The sequence below is a fragment of the Paenibacillus sp. 7516 genome, from assembly GCF_002272715.1.
GTDB lineage: Bacteria > Bacillota > Bacilli > Paenibacillales > Paenibacillaceae > Paenibacillus > Paenibacillus illinoisensis_A.
Genome location: NZ_NPBI01000003.1, coordinates 54,251 through 72,339 on the forward strand (window position 1 = coordinate 54,251; position 18,089 = coordinate 72,339).

Sequence of the window (18,089 nt, forward strand, 5' to 3'; positions counted from 1 at the left end):
AGACATGCAAATAACGAGACACCCGAACAATCCCATTGTCGTCCCGGGCGGCTATGAGTGGCGCAAGGTTACGGTCTTCAACCCGGCGGTCATCATAGATAACGACAAATTTTACATGATTGAGCGCACCGCAGGCTCCCTGACTCCATGCAAGAATTATCTGGGGCTGCTGGAGAGCGATGACGGGGTAAACTTCACCCACGTGAAGGATGAGCCCATTGTGACGCCCGATATGCTGGGTTTTCCTTATGGTAGTGTGCAGGACCCTCGTATTGTCAAAATTGATGGAACCTTCTATCTGAACTATGCCCTGCGTCCCTGTGCCATGAGCTACTATCCAACCGGAGCAGGCGTCCCCCTGCGCTCTATTCCCGAATATCCCGACGGATGGGGGGAAGAGGAGGGGCACTGGTTGACCCGGTCCTCCATTCTGAAATCGGATAATCTCCTGGATTGGGAGTTTGTGGCGGATACGACGCCTCTGGATATTAACGACCGGGACAACATTTTGTTTCCTGAAAAAATAGGTGGCAAATTCGTGCTGCTGCGCCGCCCCGAGGAATATGTGGGAGAAGACTACGGTACGGATCGGGCGGCCATGTGGATTACCTACTCCGAGGATCTGGTGAACTGGGAAGAGCCCAAGCTGCTCGCCACCGCCGGAAACTTGTCCTGGGAATCGCGGAAAATCGGGGGCTCGACGCCTCCAATCCGGACCGACAAGGGCTGGCTGGTGCTCTATCACGGCGTTGATGAAGATATCGTCTACCGTGTGGGAGCTATGCTGCTGGATTTGGAGCAGCCGGAGAAAATCATTGCCCGGATCCATCATTTCATTATGGAGCCGGAGACGTACTACGAGAAATTTGGATTTCAGATTCCAAATGTAATCTTCCCGACCGGAAACGTGGTCAAAGACGGACTGCTCTATATCTATTACGGAGTAACGGATACAGCGATTGCTCTCGCTACGGTTCCTCTGGATGAGCTGGTAGAGCATATCCTTCGGGAAGGGCAGTAAGCAGGGCCAACTTGGTTAGTCATTCAGGTGCTTTGCAGGGGAAGAAGGAAGCCCGGAATTAAATGGGCCTTTTCACAACAGTCCCCTTCAAAGCATGTTCTTTACGGTATTGCCCTGGTGTAAGACCGATTTCTTTTTTGAACTTGCGGATGAAATTCGGCGTATCCAAATAACCGACCTGCTCGATAATTTCCTTGAGGGGTGCGCTAGTGTTCTCCAACAGACGGATCACTTCGTCCACACGTTTTTGCCAGATATATTGTGAGAAATTGGTGCCAGTCTTCTCTTTGAAACTCCGGCTCAAATAAGAGGTTGAAATGGCAAACTTAAGCGCCACATGTTCCAGGCTGAGTGTATAGTCTGCGAACTGCTCGTCCACGTATGCCAGAATGTCATCCATTAACGATGATTCGCTAGTCTCCGTATTCCGCTCGACCTGCATGCATATGTCAGCGGCCAGAGAGAGCAGGCGGCTCTCCAGCTCTTCCAGCGTTTCAAAGGAGGTTAATTCCGGCATATTGGCGAAGACACTGTCCATCCCAAGTTCGGAGGCCGTTCGCAGAAAAGCGTTCAGCAGTTCGAAGCAGATGCAGCGCAGCAGATGAACCTGCAGCGGCTCGTCTTTGACCATCTCGATGGTATCAGCAATCATCTGGACGGCTACGGGTTCGTTACCCTGTTTCAGACTCTGCTCCAGCTTCAACATGGATTTGCGCGGAATCCAGAAACTCTCGGTGGCGGAAGGGTTCAGCTCTGCAAGCTGTTCGAAGTAGGTTACCTGTCCGCTGCGACGGATCATTCGATGTTCGAGTGCGGCCGCAGCTTCGATAAACGATTGGTTAAGACGGCTCAGGTCGCTGTATGCCATACCGACACCGATGCTTAGTGACAGCTGTGAGTGCTCGTGAATGATCGCTTGAATGCCTTCAATAACCTGCTCCATTCGGGTCTGGACCACCATGTCTACTTCTCCGGGAAGGGAAATGATCAGGGCAAATTGGTCCTTGACCGAAAATTCCACTCCAAAGATCTGTGCACCAGAAGGGGGCAAGCACACATTGCCGAGGATCTCCTGCAGGAGATGCCGATCCTGCCAAGACTTGCTGCCCGGCTTGGTGTCATCCCAGGACAGAATAGCTGAGAAATAGAGGCCTTCTCCCTGAGGATGCCTGAAGCCGGTACTGAAGATCATCTGCTCGATCTCAGGATCGTCAGGCTTGCCATGTTTGAGCAGCAGCAGCATACACTGATTGCGGACGAAAGGCTCCTGTAAATCAATTTTGGCACTGTAATCGTGGAGAGTCTGCCGGATCCATTCCCACTCATTGCGAACCTTGGGAGCATCCTTGCCGCTGCTTTTCAGCTTGGCGAATTCCATCAGATCCCTGATCGGATGGTACTGCCGTTTGGCCAGCAGAAGTGCCGCAGCAATGCCAGTGATTACCGTAATACAAAAGACAATTAAAATCAGCGTCTGAACATGGGCCACACGGCTGAAAAATTGGAAACTTGGCATCGTGGTCACATAGGTCCATCCATTTTCTTCCGATTGCACCGAAACGACGGAGTGCTGTTCCCCGTCCAGCTTCAGATTATGAATTCCAGGCTCAAGTCCGGATATCTTCTCAAGCTCGTTCTGGGGAAGAGTGACACCATGGCTGTTTGCGGTCAAAACCTCTCCAGTAGGACCGAATATATAGCTGCTCCCCGTGAAGTCACTCAAAATCGAATCCATGACGCCAGTAAGCTTGGATTCTTTCATTAAATAGACCACCGTTCCGTAAGGATAGGGGTCATTCGGTTTAATGGGTACGAGCATGACGACCATTGGATCCGTCCGGGAATTTATGGTTACATTCTCCGCTGGACGCACCAACGGTTGTCGGGTTTCATTTAAGTCCTGCCGCAATTCTGCAGGGGTCCAACGCTCAAATTGATAGAGTGTATCGAAGGTGACATGAAGATCAGCGAGACCACGGTGAGAATAGATGTTGGAGTCGTTATGGAAATACAGAAGCAGGTCCTCAGCAATGTTGCTGCTGGCTTTGTAATTCGCCAAGGCTTGTATAGCCTCTATGCTGTAGTAGGGATCCCTCACCATGTAAGGGGTCAAATACTTGTCATAAGCGATTCGCCCGGCTATTTCCTGAAGCTCGTTCATACGGGTATCTATGGTGTTCTTCACCTGATTCAGCTGATTGACATTGGATTGTTCGATTTCGACACGAAGGCCCTTGACAGCGTTTTCATATACGAAAATAGTAACCCCTGTTAGAGGGATGAGAAATATGAGTATGTAGGAAAACGCATATTTCAGAAGAAGTCTTGATTTGAAATGATTCCAGCTGAGTCTAAATTGGTTGAGCAAGGATGGCTTGAGTGCCGGATTAGCCATGTAGTTGTCCCTCCCGTATTTAAAAAGTTCAAATTAGTCATTCTGGAATATAAATTTATGTTCTGTTCTGGATTATACTTAAGTCAGCATAAACATTATAACATTATAATCTTTCGAATAAAGTAGCACGTCAGGTTTATTTTTAATAGAAGGAGGTACAGGTTTCATGAAATGCATCCAATTTTGAATTTTGCCTGTATACCTGGGTCGAATAAGGAGATGGGATGATTGGGCACAGAGAATGTGCTGCGAAATTTGCAGCTTGTTGACGGGCGGATCATGGATATCGCCATTCAGGACGGGGTCATCACCGACATTACACCGTCAGGCCAGGCTGGGGAAGCAAAGGGAGGTCAAGACTGTTCCGGGTTATATGTGTCTAGCGGATGGATTGATCTGCATGTGCATGCCGTGCCGGAGCTTGATCCCTATGGCGATGATATCGACGAAATTGGTGTGAAGCAGGGAGTAACCACGCTCGTGGATGCCGGAAGCTGCGGTGCAGATCGGATCGGTGCCTTGTACACTGCCAGCCTGAAGGCTGATACGCGGGTGTTTGCTCTATTAAATATTTCGAGGATCGGGCTTGAACGGACAGATGAGCTGTCACAGCTGGAATGGATAGACCGGGCGAAGGCACAAGCAGCTGCAGTGGCTTATCCTGATTTTATTGTAGGTCTGAAAGCACGCATAAGCCGAAGCGTCGTCAAAGACAACGGCATTGAACCGCTCAAGCTGGCACGCATATTGTCCGAAGAAACAAAGCTGCCGCTCATGGTTCATATTGGTTCCGCTCCGCCTGCAATCTCCGAAGTATTGGAGCTATTACAGCCGGGCGATGTAATTACCCATTATCTTAATGGCAAGTCCAATAACCTGTTCCATGAGGACGGCACACCCCTACAAGGTCTGATTGATGCTGCTTCCCGGGGAGTTCATCTGGATGTGGGCCATGGCACCGCGAGCTTCTCCTTCCGGATTGCAGAACAGGCCAAAGTGGCCGGCATTGAGCTGAATACAATCAGTACAGATATTTACCGCAGCAACCGTCTAAACGGGCCAGTGTACAGTATGTCGAATGTGCTGACCAAATTTCTCGTTCTTGGCTACAGTTTGGAAGAGGTCATCCGCGCGGTTACAATCAACGCAGCAGCATGGCTCGGCAAGCCGGAGCTCGGACAGATTAGGGTGGGACAGCAGGCGAACCTGACTTTGTTTGCTCTGGAAGCAGGTGAGAAGCAACTGAAGGACTCGGAAGGCGATGTTCGAATTGCACAGCACTATATTAAGGTTAAAGGAGTCTATGCGAATGGATCACTCATTACAAGCTAAATATGGACTGAAGCGTGTGATAAATGCCAGTGGTAGAATGAGCATTCTTGGCGTTTCTGCACCAACGGATTCGGTCATGGAGGCGATGAAACAAGGCGGACAACAGTACGTGGAAATCGCGGACCTTGTAGACAAATCGGGTGAATATATTGCACACCTGCTTGGTGCGGAAGGGGCAGTTGTTGTGAACTCGGCGTCCAGCGGGATAGCCCTGTCGGTGGCAGCCATGGTGACCAGCGGAGATCCTCGGTTCAGTCTTCGTCTTCACCAAGAGCCGATACCTAAAAACGAAATTATTATGCTAAAAGGTCATAACGTGCAATATGGAGCACCTGTTGAAACCATGGTATTTCTTGGCGGCGGCCGGGTTGTGGAAGTGGGATACGCCAATGAAGGCCGGCAGGAGCATATCGAACAGGCCATCGGTGAATATACCGCGGCTATTCTCTATGTCAAATCTCACCACGCTGTCCAAAAGAACATGATTTCTGTGGAAGAGGCCTGGGAGGTAGCACAGCGCAGAGGGGTTCCGCTAATTGTTGATGCCGCAGCAGAAGAGGACCTGTCCAAATATGTCCGATATTCAGATCTGGCGATTTACAGTGGATCCAAAGCGATTGAGGGTCCGACCTCCGGGATTGTCGCCGGTAAAAAGAAATATACCGAATGGCTGAAGGTACAGCTACACGGGATTGGACGCAGTATGAAGGTTGGTAAAGAGACTACCTTCGGGCTGCTTCAGGCGCTGGAGGAATACCAGAACAAGACCGATAACAGCGAACGGGAGAAGCAGGAGCTGGAGGCTCTTGAGGTACTCGCTGAGATCCCTGGAATTTCAGTTCGCATCGTGCAAGATGAAGCGGGCAGGGCGATCTACCGTGGACGCATCGAGGTTGATTCCAATGTTGCAGGAATGAATGCGAAGGATGTGAATGACCAGCTGCGTGAAGGCGAAATTGCGGTATATACCCGAGACTATGGCGTTAAGCAGGGTTATTTCGATATTGATCCAAGGCCGCTGCAAGGTGATGATCTTCAGGTGATTATCACAAGAATACAAGAAATCGTGGGAGGTGAGCGTAAATGAGTCATATTCAGCAGCGACTGTATAAGAACAGGGCCGCACTTAATGTACTGGCTGGCAGTATCGGGAACGCTAAGGAAGTATTCGAAGCTGCAGAAGGATATGTACTGATAGGTGTGCTCTCGAAAAACTACGATACGGCGGAGGAAGCAGCAATTGCCATGACTGCATATGGCCAGGCTGTTCAAGATGCCGTATCCATCGGGCTCGGAGCCGGAGACAATCGCCAGGCGGCAGTTGTGGCGGAGATTGCCGCAAGTTATCCGGGAAGCCATATCAATCAGGTCTTCCCGGCAGTGGGGGCAACCCGTGCGAACTTGGGAGCTAAGGACAGTTGGATTAACAGCCTGGTTTCTCCATGCGGGAAACCTGGCTATGTAAATATATCAACGGGTCCTGTCAGTTCAGGGGCCGCTCCGCATGCTATTGTCCCGGTTCATGCCGCTATTGCACTGGTTCGTGACATGGGTGGCAATGCGCTCAAATATTATCCCATGCAGGGCATGAAGCTGGAGGAGGAGTACCGAGCAGTTGCCAAAGCCTGCGGAGAAGCCGGGTTTGCACTGGAGCCTACGGGTGGAATCGATCTGGCTAACTTCGGAGCCATATTGGAGATTGCGTTAGAGGCAGGTGTGCCCCAGGTTATCCCGCATGTCTACTCCTCCATTATTGATCCAGAGACTGGGAGTACGAACGCGCAGGATGTTCGCAGACTACTCGATATGATCAAATCGCTGGTGGACCGGTATGCCTAGGATCGCTGCTTTTGGTGAAGTGATGATGCGTTTGCAGGTTCCGGGCTATGAAACGCTGATCCAGAGCAGCAGGCTGGAGTATTCTTTCTCTGGTAGCGGGGTAAATGTAACGGCAGCACTGGCTAAATACGGCCATACTGGTGCGCTTATAACAACCTTGCCGGAAACGCCGGTGGGCGAGGCAGCTATCGCTTATCTGCGCAAACTTGGAGTAGATACTTCACTGATCAGCCGTGGCGGCAAGTATCTGGGGATGTACTTTCTGGAGAATGGCTTTGGAGCCCGTCCCGGCAGAGTCACTTACACAGACAGGCTGAGCAGCAGCTTCAATACTGCGGAGGCGTGTAACTATGACATGCGAGCTCTTGCGGCCAAAGTCGACGTTCTTCATTTATGCGGCATCACGCTGGCAATGAATGAAGGCGTTCGCGAGCAGATGAAAGAACTTGCTGTGGAAGTGAAGCGTGCCGGGGGGAAGGTTGTATTTGATTGCAATTTCCGTCCTGCGTTATGGGGAACAGACGGTTATACCAAGGCCCGCCCACACTATGAAGAACTGCTTGAACTTGCGGACATCGCACTGATCAATGAGAAGGATGCGCGCTATATTCTTGGCATTGGGGCCGGAGATTATGATAGAATAACACAGTTAAAGCAAGTGATTCCCGAAGTTGTGGAGCGCTTCGGCGTCAGAACGGCAGCGGGAACCCAACGAGAGATTAATGCTGACCATACGCATTCCCTGACAGGTTATATCTGTCATGAAGGTACGTTTGTGTTATCCGGCAAATTGACCTTCCCGGTGTATGACCGAATTGGAGCCGGCGATGTGTTTGCCAGCACCATTATCCATGGGGAATTGCAGCAATACCCGCTGCAGCAAACGGTTAATATGGCAGTGGCGGCAGCGATGCTGGCCCATACCACTTCAGGCGATACAGCGCTTTTTAGCGAGAGTGAGGTGCTCCGGGCGCTGTCAGACCATACCTTAGATGTTGAAAGGTAGTGAACAGCGAGTGTCCTTGAAGCGCAAGCAAGGTCCTTTGTATCAGCAAATTCAAAAAATTCTCAAAGACAGAATACTCCATGGGGTATATCCTCTCGGAAGCATCATTCCCTCTGAGCCACAATTGGAGAAGGAATTCGGCGTCAGTAAAATGACGGTCCGCGGTGCGGTCCAGGAGCTGTCTCAAGAAGGATATGTGCAGAAAAAAAGTGGTGTTGGCACGATTGTGATGCGCAATACCTCCCATCAGAAGCTCTCTAAGGGAAAGCGGTTTACAGAGCTGCTCGTAGAAGAGGGTCATAAACTGGAAAAGAGAGTGCTGAACTCCCATTTAGTCACCAATGATGAGGGGACGGAGGAATATAACCGCTTCGGTCCGTATTGCCAGCGGATTGAAAGGCTCTACATTCTGAACGGTCAGCCTTATATTCATCTCATACACTTCCTGGCTGCAGCTGCCCTGCCGGGCGGCACACAAGAAATGAATACAGATATTCAATCGCTGTACGACTCACTGGAGGAGAACAACATTAAGCTGGAAAACTTCAGGGACCGTTTCTTTGTAGAGCCAGCACCTCCCGAGGTGTGTCAGCTGCTGGAGATCCCCGCGGGGATGCATGTGCTCAAGCGCCTGCGTAACTCCTATGACGGGGAAGGAAGACTAATAGAGCACAGTATCGGCTGCTATAATACAGAGCTTCATCATTATCTGGTCAGTTATGACACCTGAATTAAAAAGCGTTCCTGTTTGATAATCTGAAACGACATTTTGAAAGATTGTTCGGGATGTTTTTCAAGACGCAGATAAGTTTATTCTGTTGAGCCGATACTTGGCAAACTACCTATTACTTCAAGATTACAGTAAAGTAAGAGGTTTATAAGGAATATAAGGGAAGGCCTATTCTATAAGAATGGGTCTATTTTTATATCTATTTATGTTTGCATGTGTTATCGGTAAATTTTCTTGGGATTGACACATTATTTAACTGACAGGCAGGATCGTCTGAATAATCGAAGAAATAAGAATGATGAGAGCAAGTGGGAAATGTTCCGTAATGGTTGATAAAGGATGTGACTGTATAATTGAAATATTTTATTGGAATTACCCCTCCAGATGATTACAAAGAAAAAATAGTGGCATTCCGTGATCGCTGGTCCAGTAACGATCTTAACGATGTAGTAGAGCCGCACATCACCGTAAAAGCGCAAGGAGGTCTTTATGGAGATCTGCAATGGTTAGAAAAGATAAGACAAACGTGTTCTTCAATTCAAACTTTTCCGTTAACATTATCGGTACCTGGTTCGTTCGGAAGTGAAGTTATATTTCTTAGCGTTGAAACTGGAAAAGTAATTGATTTACATCGAAGATTGGTAAACTTGATTTCTCCATCACAAGAACTGGTAGATCGCTACTTTGAAATGGATAAGTATCATCCTCATTTGACCTTGGGGCAAACCTGCTGGGGATTGAATGAGACTGAAATCCTCGAAATGGAACAGTTAGCAATGAACGAATTAGCTCCTTATCCAACCTTTAATGTCCATTTTGTTCGCGTATATAAAGAAGTAGAACCAAATCGATACGTACCCTTTGCAGATATCCCCTTAGGAGCTAAAAGCTAAGTGTTTCAACTTACAGGGAACATTAGTGAAACAAATGGAGCAGGTTATTAATAGGAGGTTTGAGATTGGATATTGAAATTTTAATTAAACAATTTTTAATGGAATTCCCTGAATTTAACGGTTGTTATAAAGAACATCTGGAGTTTAATCAAGAGTTTTTAGGACATGTATTTTTTGGTGATGAAGTATCTACCTATGTCGGAAATTTACTTTGTCAAAATAATGATATTGAACAAATTGTAAAATTTTTCAGCTTTTTTGAATGGATGGCAACTCAAAAGAATCTTTATATAAACCAAGTATTATCTACTACAATACTGTACAACCTTGGTGGTAATTCTGATCTATTGCAAAAGGCAGAAAGTTATATGAAGCCACATACAAAATATCTTTCTAAAGAAATAGAAGCTTTGCATTCAGGTAATCTACCTTTGTGAATAACCACATATAAACGAATCACAAATGAATAAGGATTTAAGAATTTTTATGTTATTTTAAGGTATTATTTTCCGAATACATTATATTTAATTAAAAAGTAGATTTAGGAAAAGACCTAAGGGGGATCATAATTTAATGGACAACAACAAGCCGTCGCAACCTGACAACGAAGAAGAAGTAAAAGATTCTTTGACCGAAGAGCGGGAAACTGAGCAAGAAACAACGGTTCTGCCCGAAATGCAAGAAGAAGAGAATCAACATCATTCATCCGGGGCGCAACCACAAGTGGTTAAAGGGAAAAAAAGTGTGGTCTGGATGGCAATCTCGGGCGTTCTAGCTGCAGCACTAATCGTTGTACTTGTATATCCACCGTTTGGTGGGGGCAGGGAGTCTGTGGCTTCGGTCAATGGTACGGACATCTCTAAGGATGAGCTCTATAATGAATTGGTTTCTCTTGGTGGCGAGAGTACACTAAACAGTATGATTACAATGAAGTTGATCGACCAGGAAGCCACAAAAGCGAACGTGTCTGTTACTGAGCAGGATGTGAATGCCGAGATTGAGACTCTAAAAACCCAATATGGCGGTGAAGAAGGGCTTAACACGGCACTTTCTCAATCTGGCATGACCATGGATTCACTCAAGAAAAATACGGAAGTCCAAGTGAAAATCCGTAAAATTCTTGAACCACAAACGACAGTAAAAGATGAAGATATCAGTGCCTATTATGAGGCGAATAAAGCAACTTTCGCCACTCCGGAGCAGGTGAGAGCATCCCACATCCTAGTGGCGACGAAAGAAGAAGCGGATGAGATCAAAAAACAATTGGATGAGGGAGCAGACTTTGCAACCTTGGCAAAAGAAAAATCCACAGATACAGGCTCTGCAGCGAATGGCGGGGATCTTGGATTTTTCGGAGAAGGTGAAATGGTAGAAGCATTTGAGAAAGCAGCCTTCTCCATGAAAAACGATGAGATTAGCGACCCAATTAAGTCCGATTATGGTTACCACATTATCAAGAGGACAGATTATAAAGAAGCAACCAATCCGACTGAGGAAGACAAAAAAGAAGATATTCGTAACATACTGGTGCAGCAGCAAGTGGGTGAGCTCAGTACGAATTGGATGAGTGAATTGCGCTCCAAGGCTACGATTGTTAACACACTTGAACCAGCGGATGAAAGCTCGGATGCTGCTGCAGCTACCACTACGGATACAGAATCCTCTGCCAAGGAATAATAATAACGACAGATGGAATAGTAACATATAAACAGCTGACAAATTTGACTGTAAGGTTCGAGTTTGTCAGCTGTTTTCTTGTTTGTGACATGATAAAGATTAAAGAGTAAGAGCGTGCTGCGCTAGTTGAGAAGGTTAATGGTTGATGTTAATTCAACTGACTGTTCTTCTTATACTGTACATAGACATAATAATAGCAAGACAAATGCACAACATTGACGATGGACAACACAACAAGCCATATGATAGGAGTCGACAGCGTAGTCCAGATACCAAACCAAGGCAGTACACGTCCTCCACCGATAAACGTCATCAATGAGGAAAGGGACAAGAGAATGAGGAGCGGGATCAGCCTTCCAATCGTTATCAGAGCTATTTTACTGGTCGTCAGGCGTTTGTTTCTCAGGCGGATGTGATAGTAGGCATATATGCCCCATACAAGCGTAGCGATGATCAGCGTAATCATAATCAATTCCACGTTTCGACTATTCACAAATGAGGTTTCAGTTTTTTTCCCTCTCATGATCTTCACGATGTCATGAATAAAAGTCGAGTAATTCACAGAAGCGTTTAACCCGGAGTTAAACATTACCGCAATGCCCATCTCTTCGTCCAAATAAATTTTTTCTTCTGACTTATATGTCCAGAAAATGCCGCTATGGGAGATGATTCGACCATGCGATTCTTCTTGGTCAGCAAGCCAGCCCATGCCGTAGGAACCGATGGTCCCTGCTGCGTGATATTCTTTCATTAGGGTAGGAGAAAGTAGCTGACCTTGATATTGGGCAAGCATCCATCGGGACATGTCCTCGGCGGTTGAAACGATGCCTGCCGGGCCTTCAATAAACCATATCGGTTCCTTTTGGGCTACCGCCCGTCCCAAACTCAAGTAATGTCCTAGCGGAATAGCTTCATTCCCATAAAATTGCTGTGTTGTACTGACACTAAAGGTATGGTTCATATCTAGCGGTTTAAAAATGTGGTTATTCAGATAATCCGAAAAGCGCTCTCCGCTCACATTTTCCACAAGGTTCGCCAGCAGCACGTAATTGGGATTATGATAGCTGTAGGCTGTTCCAGGGCTATGGGCAAGTTGTACCTCGCTTAATAGCTGGTTCACCTCATGCAGAGCCTGGAATTGCGGTTTTCTCGTCATATCAGGATTTATTTTGTCATTGAGACCGCTAGTCTGATTCAATAGATGGCGGATCGTGATGTTGTGAACGCGGGGATCCTGTACAGGATGCTCTGGAAAATAAGAATCGTAAGCCGCATCCAGGTCAATCTGGCCGTTGTCCACTAACTGCAGTATGGCAAGTGCGGTAAAAGACTTGCTTAGCGAAGCAATGGGGAAATGAGTGTCGCCCGTAACCCTTTGACCATCTTCAAATGTTCCGTAGCCTTTTGCATAATATACTTCATCGTTTTTAACAATGGACAGTGAGGCAGCCTGTATGTGATTGGCTTTCATACTCTGATTCATATATTCGTCGATGTCTTGCAGAATTTCTGATTTGTTACGGACTTCTGTGGCTGAAACAGAGCTTTGCCAGACTGAACATAACAACAGTGAACAGGCGATTGTAATTAACATTCTTTTTTTCATTTTTAGCATCATAGCACTCCCATCATTCAAGATAAGGAAATGCTATCAGAATATTTTCAACTATTTATCAACTTGATCCCAATACTTGCCGTGACGCTTCCACCGCCTTGAGGACCATTTTCAATCTGCAGGCTTCCATCATGTTTATCGCAAAATACGTTGCAAACGTAAAGGCCCAGCCCACGATGTTCGGACGCATCCCACACTTCGCCCCGGTAAAAAGGCAGGACAGCTTTGTTTAGGGCATCTTTTGAGAAGCCCTGTCCATCGTCTGTGACGTTAATTATCATAAAGCTCTTCTGAATGTCATAGTGAACATTCACTTGGCTGGCAGCATATCGAATTCCATTGGCCACCATATTCTCGAAAATTTGCATAACAATATAGGGGTCCACGTTGATTTGGACATGATCATATTCCATGGATGCGACGAAGGTTTTGCCGGAGTGCCTTGCCATTTGTTTGGCGCTGTCGTTCAGCAGCGTCGTAAGCGTGATCATATCCATCGACTGACGGCGTACTGGGACATCTTCTAGTTTCTGAATCGAGTTCATGGCCTCCGCATAGCTCTCCAGACGCACGATGTGAAGATTTATGGTGTGGATCAGTTCCAGTGCCTTTTCTTCAGACAATTTCTTTTCAGGCAGATAGGCTGCAAGTAGCTCGGTGTTTCCTTTTAGAACTGAAAGCGGTGTTCTAAGATCATGAGCAAAAATGGCATTCAGTTTCTTGCGTTCCTCAACCGATCGCCAGAGCGCCCTTACGTTTTTCTCTAAGGTTGAGCGCATGTTTTCAAATGCTTCGATTAGCTCGCCCATCTCGTCCCGACTGTCATAGGAGATGCGGAAATCTAGATCGTTGGCCGAAATTTTCTCCGAAGCTTGTTTGAGTATCTCCAGCGGACGTTTTAGTTTCCATCTGTAAAATAGGATTGCCATGGTGACGATTCCGGCTGCTACGGTAAGCATCACCGCCGCGACGAGGGATGGCAGCACCCAATCCGATTCTCCGAAACGCAGCCGCAGCTTCTCCGCCCAGGCAAATTCCAGCGTGATGACGGCCAGTACGGCAATGAGCGTGACTACGCATAACAGCATAAAAGATTGCCGTAAGGTAAATCGCCTGAGCAGCAGTGCATTCATGAGCTTGGCCATTTGTATCCTACTCCCCAAACAGTCTCGATTCGGTCATCGCATCCGTTCTCTTTTAATTTTGAGCGAATTCGTCGAATATGTTCCGCGATTACATTACTATCACCTTGGTTGTCCCAACCCCAAATTTTTTCGTACATGCGTTCCTTTTCGAACACGATATTGGGATGTGTAGACAGCAACTCGATGATCTCGAACTCTTTTTTGGCCAGTGGGATTTGCTTATCCCGGTAGTAGAGCACCCGTGCTGTATAGTCAATAACTATATCGTCATTAAATCTCACCGAGGATTTGGTGTGGATACGCTGTTCCCTGCGCAAATGAGCTTCAACCCTGGCACCCAGTTCGTGAATGCTGAAAGGTTTCAGGATATAGTCGTCACCTCCGGCCCGAAATCCGGCAATTTTATCCGCATCTTCGATTCGAGCTGTTAAAAATAAGATGGGGCACGAGACGAAATTACGGATTTGCTCGCATAATTGAAGCCCATTCTGTTCAGGCATGTTGATATCTAGCAAAACAAGGTCGGGCTGTTGTTCGACTTTTCGCAGCGCTTCTCTGCTATCCTTGGCCGTTAGGACAGCATATCCATTGATTTCAAAATAATCGGTCAGCAGCTTTTGAAGATCGGCTTCATCGTCCACGATTAGTATTTTATGCATCAATGCTCAGTCTCCCGTTAACCATTTTTAACACAGCATAGCAAAAATCTATACATAATAAAATCTCCATCTAATAGTGGGCGCAAAACTTATCGTCTTAGAATAAACCCTAAATAGAAAGTCATACTGGAATTAAAATTCCCACCATAGCTTATGTAAAGGGCAGGCTGTTTAACTTTTTTGAATCAGGTTGATGATAGTGGGTTAATAACGGGAGAATTGACTATTCTGGTTATGTAAGCTGCTATTCATAAAAAGGATAAGGGAAGGTGAATCTTTTTGGATCTTGTCATTTATTCGGCACTGGCGCTAATTTATTTGTTTCTTGTTGTCAGGATTGCTGCTCAATTATCTGGAAAAAGACAATGGCTCAATTACGCTATCTTCCAGATTTTTGTATTGTTCAGTCTCGCGTACGATAACGGAATTATTGCAGCAGGTCGCTTCATAGGTGAAGGAGAGCTGCTCAAGGGACTTAGCGGTGTTCGATTTTGGCTTCATGCCTTTGCAACTCCCACGTTGATACTTGTAGGTTATTACATCCTGCGCAGCTCACAAGTCAAGTTTTCAAAACACATCATTACACATATTGCGGCATGGTTAATAACAGTGGGCCTTATCATTTACCAAATTGTAAGTTCAACCTTACATGAAGTAAAAAGTCTTATACCCATTGAAGAGTATGGGGTTTTGAGGTATACGTCAGAAAGTCTTGCAGGTCCGCCATTTATGGTTATCATCGTTGGTTTTCTGCTGTTGTTAATAGGTATAATCGTTCTAGTAAAACAAAAATGGGTATGGCTGTTTGTTGGAACCTTGCTATTATTTATAGGTCAGGGACTCCAAATACCTGTAGCAAGCACAGCTGTAACCAATATATTTGAACTGATCCTCATGGTGTCCATCTGGACCACCACTTCAAAAGCTTTAGATTCACAGAGGCTATAAAGTTTCCACTAATACGTTATAGAGCTGATATGTAGTAAAGAGACAGGTGATGTGTCTAATGAATGAGTGATTAACTCGTTCATTAGACTTTTTTTGTTGTGGAGGAATAACAAAATTCACGATGCTAACGAACAGGATAGTTGAAATCAACGAAGGGCACAATACTACATAAACGATGGGGGTGCTCTTTGTTTAAACAGGTTGTTTCATTGATTTTTATTTGGACTGTATCGGTCGGGCTCCATGTGGAGCCACCAGTAAGAAAAGACGCATAAGGTTAAAATATAATGCTACACAGGAGGTTATCGTTTCATGAAATTCGAACTAGGACGCTGCTTACTGAATGAACGATTGATGGAAGCCGGAAAGTCAGCAGAGTGGCTGGCAAAGGAATTACTTTTTAAACCGGAACGAGTTTACGACTTTATGGAAAACAAAAGAGTGATGCCGCTTAAAGTTGCCATATCGATCGCCGACTCTATCGGTTGTGACGTTCGTGCCTTATATGAATTAATTCCGAGTAATTTCGAAGTAAAGGGAGATTGATGGAATATTGCAGTGCACTATCCCTAGACCGGAGGTGATATGTCATGTTTGGAAGAGTGATAAGAAGATTACTTCCAGCGCTTCTCTTTCTCACGCTTATTTTGGAACCCATCAAAACCTACGCTGAAACGGATACAAATTGTAAGGAACATAGACTGATTTTAACTCTTTTAAGTCCGAAAATAGAAGAGCAACTAACCCTCTTTTATACAGATCGATTGATTGAAAAGCCTATGTTTGCTCCTTTTCTTGGCGGGAATGACTTAAAGTTAGACTATCATGATTCATACATTATTGCCCACGTAACGGTTGAACCGTACGTTGGTCCCCACTTAAGTGTTGGTCAGGATCTGATTACATTTCATATAGACAATGCCGGCGAGGTTAAAGTCATTGCATATCAACATATCAAGAACTACGAGCTTCCACTATATTGGATGAATTCGGTCATTCCAACGGCAATATTCAAAAAAAGTAAATATTGCGCATTAAATAACCGAAATACTTGTTTAACAAGGAGTTGAGTTTTTTTATGACTAAACAATATCAAAGGTTACTTGAGGGGAAATTGTATGAACCTGATGAACAAATCCAAGAAATGAAAAATAAAGGGCGGTATCTGTCTAGATTATTTAATCAAACCACAGAAGAAGAGAGTTCTCTCAGAAAGGACTTGATTAAAGAACTGTTCGGGAGAATTGGTGAAAATTATACAGTGAAGCCACCCTTTTATTGTAGTCATGGGTCTCATATCAATGTAGGAAACCATTTTTTCTGTAATTTTAATTGTATCTTTCTAGACCTCAATACGATTGATATAGGCAATAATGTATTTATTGGTCCAAGAGTTAGTATTTATACTGCTCTTCACCCCATAGATAAAGAAGTCAGAAGCACAGGATTGGAGTATGCATTACCCGTAGTCATTGAAGATGATGTTTGGATCGCAGGAGATGTTGTCATTAATCCAGGAGTAACCATTGGGAAGGGAAGTATTATTGGTTCTGGTTCGGTGGTTACCAAAGATATTCCTGAAAATGTGATTGCTCATGGCAATCCATGTAGAGTTCATAGATCAATTACAGATACGGATAAAGAATACTGGAATGAGGTGTTAGCCGAGTATAAGGAAAGTTTAGAATGAATGGTTCTTTAATGCCGAGAGAAAATAAACACTGTTCCATCGAAAGTCGCTGTTATGGTGGCTTTTTTGCTATCTGCACAAGTTTCTTGCCCTCGAATCCTCAGTGGAGTGGGAGTTTGGCTACTCATAATAGATGGCCTCGTAAGGAAACGCTAACTTATTCAAGCGATATTCTTTGGGTGACATGGACATATATTCCCGAAAAACTTTGCCAAAATAGCTGGGACTCTCAAAACCGCATTGTTGGCCAATTTGTGAAATTGGAAGCTCCGTCGTGCGGAGTAGTCGGATTGCAACCTCAATTCGTCTGTCTTTGAGATAGGCTAGCGGTGATGTTTTCTCCGATTTTTGAAATAATCTGCACAAGTAATGCTTATTGATATCACAATGGCTGGCCAGCACATCCAGCGTCAACGGGGAAGCATAATTCTCCCGGATGAACTTTTTGCATTTCTCGATCGTGGTAATCGAAAGGATCCCGATATCCCTCTCCGCATCCCGACTTGTCTGAACCAAGATAAGCAACCACTGATAGACTTGCATGGACAAACGATACTTGTCCGTCACTTTCTCTTGATGAATCAAATGAATGATTTGCCATAACTCCTGAATCAAGGGAGAATCCGCGTTTCGTAGAATGACATATCCCTCATTATCATGAATCATATCCCAGATTCGGTTCGCTTCATCCCCGCGAATGTTTATCCAGATAAATTCCCAAGGTTCGTTATTCTCTTGCTTATAGTAATAACAATGTTTTCCAGAGATTTTAACCAGTAGGGCATGTCCCTTAGGTAATGGAAGCGTTTGATTATCAATATCCAGATAGCCCTGTCCATTAAGCGTATATTGAAAAACAACGTGCCCGGGGTCCGGTCTATTGTCACTTGGACAGCGATATTCCTCGCTGGAGACGATCTGCCAACCAATAGAGTCCAGTGTCATGATTGATGTATCGTCGTTACGAAAAGCATAAGAGACCGTATGAACCATACTTTCATCCCCTGCCTAAAAAAGTCAATTATATTATATAATACGTCACATTTTTTAGATTGTCTGTCTTTTTTTACACCTGTAAGATAATTGTAAGCGGTAACATAAAAAGGGGGTGACTATCGTTTGTGTTCCTTTGGTCGTGA

At 45.4% G+C, this 18,089-nt stretch carries 18 protein-coding genes; 13 read left to right on the forward strand and 5 right to left on the reverse strand.

Going from position 1 to position 18,089, the window contains the following annotated elements; translation table 11 throughout:
- Nucleotides 1-4: 4 nt before the first annotated feature.
- A complete protein-coding gene (locus tag CHI14_RS01870; protein ID WP_095286734.1) occupies nucleotides 5-1,021 on the forward strand; it encodes a glycoside hydrolase family 130 protein in 1,017 nt (338 codons plus the stop codon).
- Between the two features lie 58 nt (nucleotides 1,022-1,079).
- Here the strand turns inward: CHI14_RS01870 and CHI14_RS01875 are convergent, their stop codons facing one another.
- Nucleotides 1,080-3,416, reverse strand: coding sequence for a helix-turn-helix domain-containing protein (locus CHI14_RS01875; RefSeq protein ID WP_095286735.1), 2,337 nt, complete (start codon nucleotides 3,414-3,416; stop codon nucleotides 1,080-1,082).
- 279 nt (nucleotides 3,417-3,695) lie between these two features.
- Here CHI14_RS01875 and CHI14_RS01880 point away from each other — a divergent pair, with 279 nt between their 5' ends.
- The 8 genes from CHI14_RS01880 (at nucleotide 3,696) to CHI14_RS01915 (ending at nucleotide 10,893) form a co-directional block, all read left to right on the forward strand.
- A complete protein-coding gene (locus CHI14_RS01880) occupies nucleotides 3,696-4,748 on the forward strand; it encodes an amidohydrolase/deacetylase family metallohydrolase (protein ID WP_249280971.1) in 1,053 nt (350 codons plus the stop codon).
- Complete coding sequence (locus CHI14_RS01885) at nucleotides 4,726-5,835, forward strand: DgaE family pyridoxal phosphate-dependent ammonia lyase (protein WP_095286737.1); 1,110 nt, start codon at nucleotides 4,726-4,728, stop codon at nucleotides 5,833-5,835. Before CHI14_RS01880 ends, CHI14_RS01885 begins: the two co-directional genes overlap by 23 nt.
- Nucleotides 5,832-6,587 carry a 2-dehydro-3-deoxy-phosphogluconate aldolase gene (gene dagF, locus CHI14_RS01890; protein ID WP_095286738.1) on the forward strand — a complete coding sequence of 252 codons (756 nt, stop codon included), beginning with the start codon at nucleotides 5,832-5,834 and terminating at the stop codon, nucleotides 6,585-6,587. Before CHI14_RS01885 ends, dagF begins: the two co-directional genes overlap by 4 nt.
- Nucleotides 6,580-7,593 (forward strand): sugar kinase, encoded by a 1,014-nt coding sequence (locus CHI14_RS01895; RefSeq protein ID WP_095286739.1) that lies wholly within the window; start codon nucleotides 6,580-6,582, stop codon nucleotides 7,591-7,593. The genes dagF and CHI14_RS01895 overlap by 8 nt, the downstream gene beginning before the upstream one ends.
- Complete coding sequence (locus CHI14_RS01900) at nucleotides 7,580-8,323, forward strand: GntR family transcriptional regulator (RefSeq protein ID WP_170947985.1); 744 nt, start codon at nucleotides 7,580-7,582, stop codon at nucleotides 8,321-8,323. Before CHI14_RS01895 ends, CHI14_RS01900 begins: the two co-directional genes overlap by 14 nt.
- A 353-nt stretch (nucleotides 8,324-8,676) precedes the next feature.
- The gene (locus tag CHI14_RS01905; protein ID WP_095286740.1) at nucleotides 8,677-9,216 is read left to right on the forward strand and encodes a 2'-5' RNA ligase family protein; all 540 of its coding nucleotides are present in this window, start codon (nucleotides 8,677-8,679) and stop codon (nucleotides 9,214-9,216) included.
- Nucleotides 9,217-9,281: 65 nt separating this feature from the next.
- Entirely contained in the window at nucleotides 9,282-9,653 is a 372-nt protein-coding gene (locus CHI14_RS01910) for a DUF7674 family protein (RefSeq protein WP_095286741.1), read from the forward strand.
- 136 nt (nucleotides 9,654-9,789) lie between these two features.
- Nucleotides 9,790-10,893: a peptidylprolyl isomerase gene (locus CHI14_RS01915; protein WP_095286742.1), complete on the forward strand. Its 1,104-nt coding sequence runs from the start codon at nucleotides 9,790-9,792 to the stop codon at nucleotides 10,891-10,893.
- Nucleotides 10,894-11,041: 148 nt separating this feature from the next.
- Here the strand turns inward: CHI14_RS01915 and CHI14_RS01920 are convergent, their stop codons facing one another.
- Genes CHI14_RS01920 through CHI14_RS01930 form a run of 3 tightly spaced genes read right to left on the reverse strand, consistent with a single transcriptional unit; the run spans nucleotide 11,042 to nucleotide 14,312 of the window.
- Nucleotides 11,042-12,511, reverse strand: a complete 1,470-nt coding sequence (locus CHI14_RS01920; RefSeq protein ID WP_349290348.1) for a serine hydrolase domain-containing protein — start codon at nucleotides 12,509-12,511, stop codon at nucleotides 11,042-11,044.
- A gap of 44 nt (nucleotides 12,512-12,555) precedes the next feature.
- Entirely contained in the window at nucleotides 12,556-13,653 is a 1,098-nt protein-coding gene (locus tag CHI14_RS01925) for a HAMP domain-containing sensor histidine kinase (RefSeq protein WP_095286744.1), read from the reverse strand.
- Entirely contained in the window at nucleotides 13,638-14,312 is a 675-nt protein-coding gene (locus CHI14_RS01930) for a response regulator transcription factor (RefSeq protein WP_095286745.1), read from the reverse strand. The genes CHI14_RS01925 and CHI14_RS01930 overlap by 16 nt, the downstream gene beginning before the upstream one ends.
- Before the next feature lie 279 nt (nucleotides 14,313-14,591).
- Between CHI14_RS01930 and CHI14_RS01935 the strand changes: the two genes are divergently transcribed.
- The 4 genes from CHI14_RS01935 (at nucleotide 14,592) to CHI14_RS30615 (ending at nucleotide 16,950) form a co-directional block, all read left to right on the forward strand.
- The gene (locus CHI14_RS01935; protein ID WP_095286746.1) at nucleotides 14,592-15,260 is read left to right on the forward strand and encodes a hypothetical protein; all 669 of its coding nucleotides are present in this window, start codon (nucleotides 14,592-14,594) and stop codon (nucleotides 15,258-15,260) included.
- Between the two features lie 312 nt (nucleotides 15,261-15,572).
- Complete coding sequence (locus tag CHI14_RS01940; protein WP_095286747.1) at nucleotides 15,573-15,806, forward strand: transcriptional regulator; 234 nt, start codon at nucleotides 15,573-15,575, stop codon at nucleotides 15,804-15,806.
- A 44-nt stretch (nucleotides 15,807-15,850) separates the two neighbouring features.
- Nucleotides 15,851-16,330, forward strand: coding sequence for a DUF3888 domain-containing protein (locus CHI14_RS01945; protein WP_095286748.1), 480 nt, complete (start codon nucleotides 15,851-15,853; stop codon nucleotides 16,328-16,330).
- 8 nt (nucleotides 16,331-16,338) lie between these two features.
- A complete protein-coding gene (locus tag CHI14_RS30615) occupies nucleotides 16,339-16,950 on the forward strand; it encodes a sugar O-acetyltransferase (RefSeq protein ID WP_095286749.1) in 612 nt (203 codons plus the stop codon).
- Nucleotides 16,951-17,070: 120 nt separating this feature from the next.
- On the opposite strand, the gene CHI14_RS01955 is transcribed toward CHI14_RS30615, so the two are convergent.
- Complete coding sequence (locus CHI14_RS01955; RefSeq protein ID WP_095286750.1) at nucleotides 17,071-17,943, reverse strand: AraC family transcriptional regulator; 873 nt, start codon at nucleotides 17,941-17,943, stop codon at nucleotides 17,071-17,073.
- Between the last annotated feature and the right edge of the window lie 146 nt (nucleotides 17,944-18,089).

Excerpts from the sequence above, each read along its gene's own strand:
- CHI14_RS01880 (WP_249280971.1), top strand. The coding sequence starts at position 3,696 with ATGGATATCGCCATTCAGGACGGGGTCATCACCGACATTACACCGTCA.
- CHI14_RS01925 (WP_095286744.1), bottom strand. The coding sequence starts at position 13,653 with ATGGCCAAGCTCATGAATGCACTGCTGCTCAGGCGATTTACCTTACGG.
- CHI14_RS01945 (WP_095286748.1), top strand. The coding sequence starts at position 15,851 with ATGTTTGGAAGAGTGATAAGAAGATTACTTCCAGCGCTTCTCTTTCTC.
- CHI14_RS01940 (WP_095286747.1), top strand. The coding sequence starts at position 15,573 with ATGAAATTCGAACTAGGACGCTGCTTACTGAATGAACGATTGATGGAA.
- CHI14_RS01955 (WP_095286750.1), bottom strand. The coding sequence starts at position 17,943 with ATGGTTCATACGGTCTCTTATGCTTTTCGTAACGACGATACATCAATC.
- CHI14_RS01920 (WP_349290348.1), bottom strand. The coding sequence starts at position 12,511 with ATGATGCTAAAAATGAAAAAAAGAATGTTAATTACAATCGCCTGTTCA.
- CHI14_RS30615 (WP_095286749.1), top strand. The coding sequence starts at position 16,339 with ATGACTAAACAATATCAAAGGTTACTTGAGGGGAAATTGTATGAACCT.
- CHI14_RS01870 (WP_095286734.1), top strand. The coding sequence starts at position 5 with ATGCAAATAACGAGACACCCGAACAATCCCATTGTCGTCCCGGGCGGC.
- CHI14_RS01895 (WP_095286739.1), top strand. The coding sequence starts at position 6,580 with ATGCCTAGGATCGCTGCTTTTGGTGAAGTGATGATGCGTTTGCAGGTT.
- CHI14_RS01875 (WP_095286735.1), bottom strand. The coding sequence starts at position 3,416 with ATGGCTAATCCGGCACTCAAGCCATCCTTGCTCAACCAATTTAGACTC.
- dagF (WP_095286738.1), top strand. The coding sequence starts at position 5,832 with ATGAGTCATATTCAGCAGCGACTGTATAAGAACAGGGCCGCACTTAAT.
- CHI14_RS01885 (WP_095286737.1), top strand. The coding sequence starts at position 4,726 with ATGGATCACTCATTACAAGCTAAATATGGACTGAAGCGTGTGATAAAT.
- CHI14_RS01930 (WP_095286745.1), bottom strand. The coding sequence starts at position 14,312 with ATGCATAAAATACTAATCGTGGACGATGAAGCCGATCTTCAAAAGCTG.
- CHI14_RS01900 (WP_170947985.1), top strand. The coding sequence starts at position 7,580 with ATGTTGAAAGGTAGTGAACAGCGAGTGTCCTTGAAGCGCAAGCAAGGT.
- CHI14_RS01915 (WP_095286742.1), top strand. The coding sequence starts at position 9,790 with ATGGACAACAACAAGCCGTCGCAACCTGACAACGAAGAAGAAGTAAAA.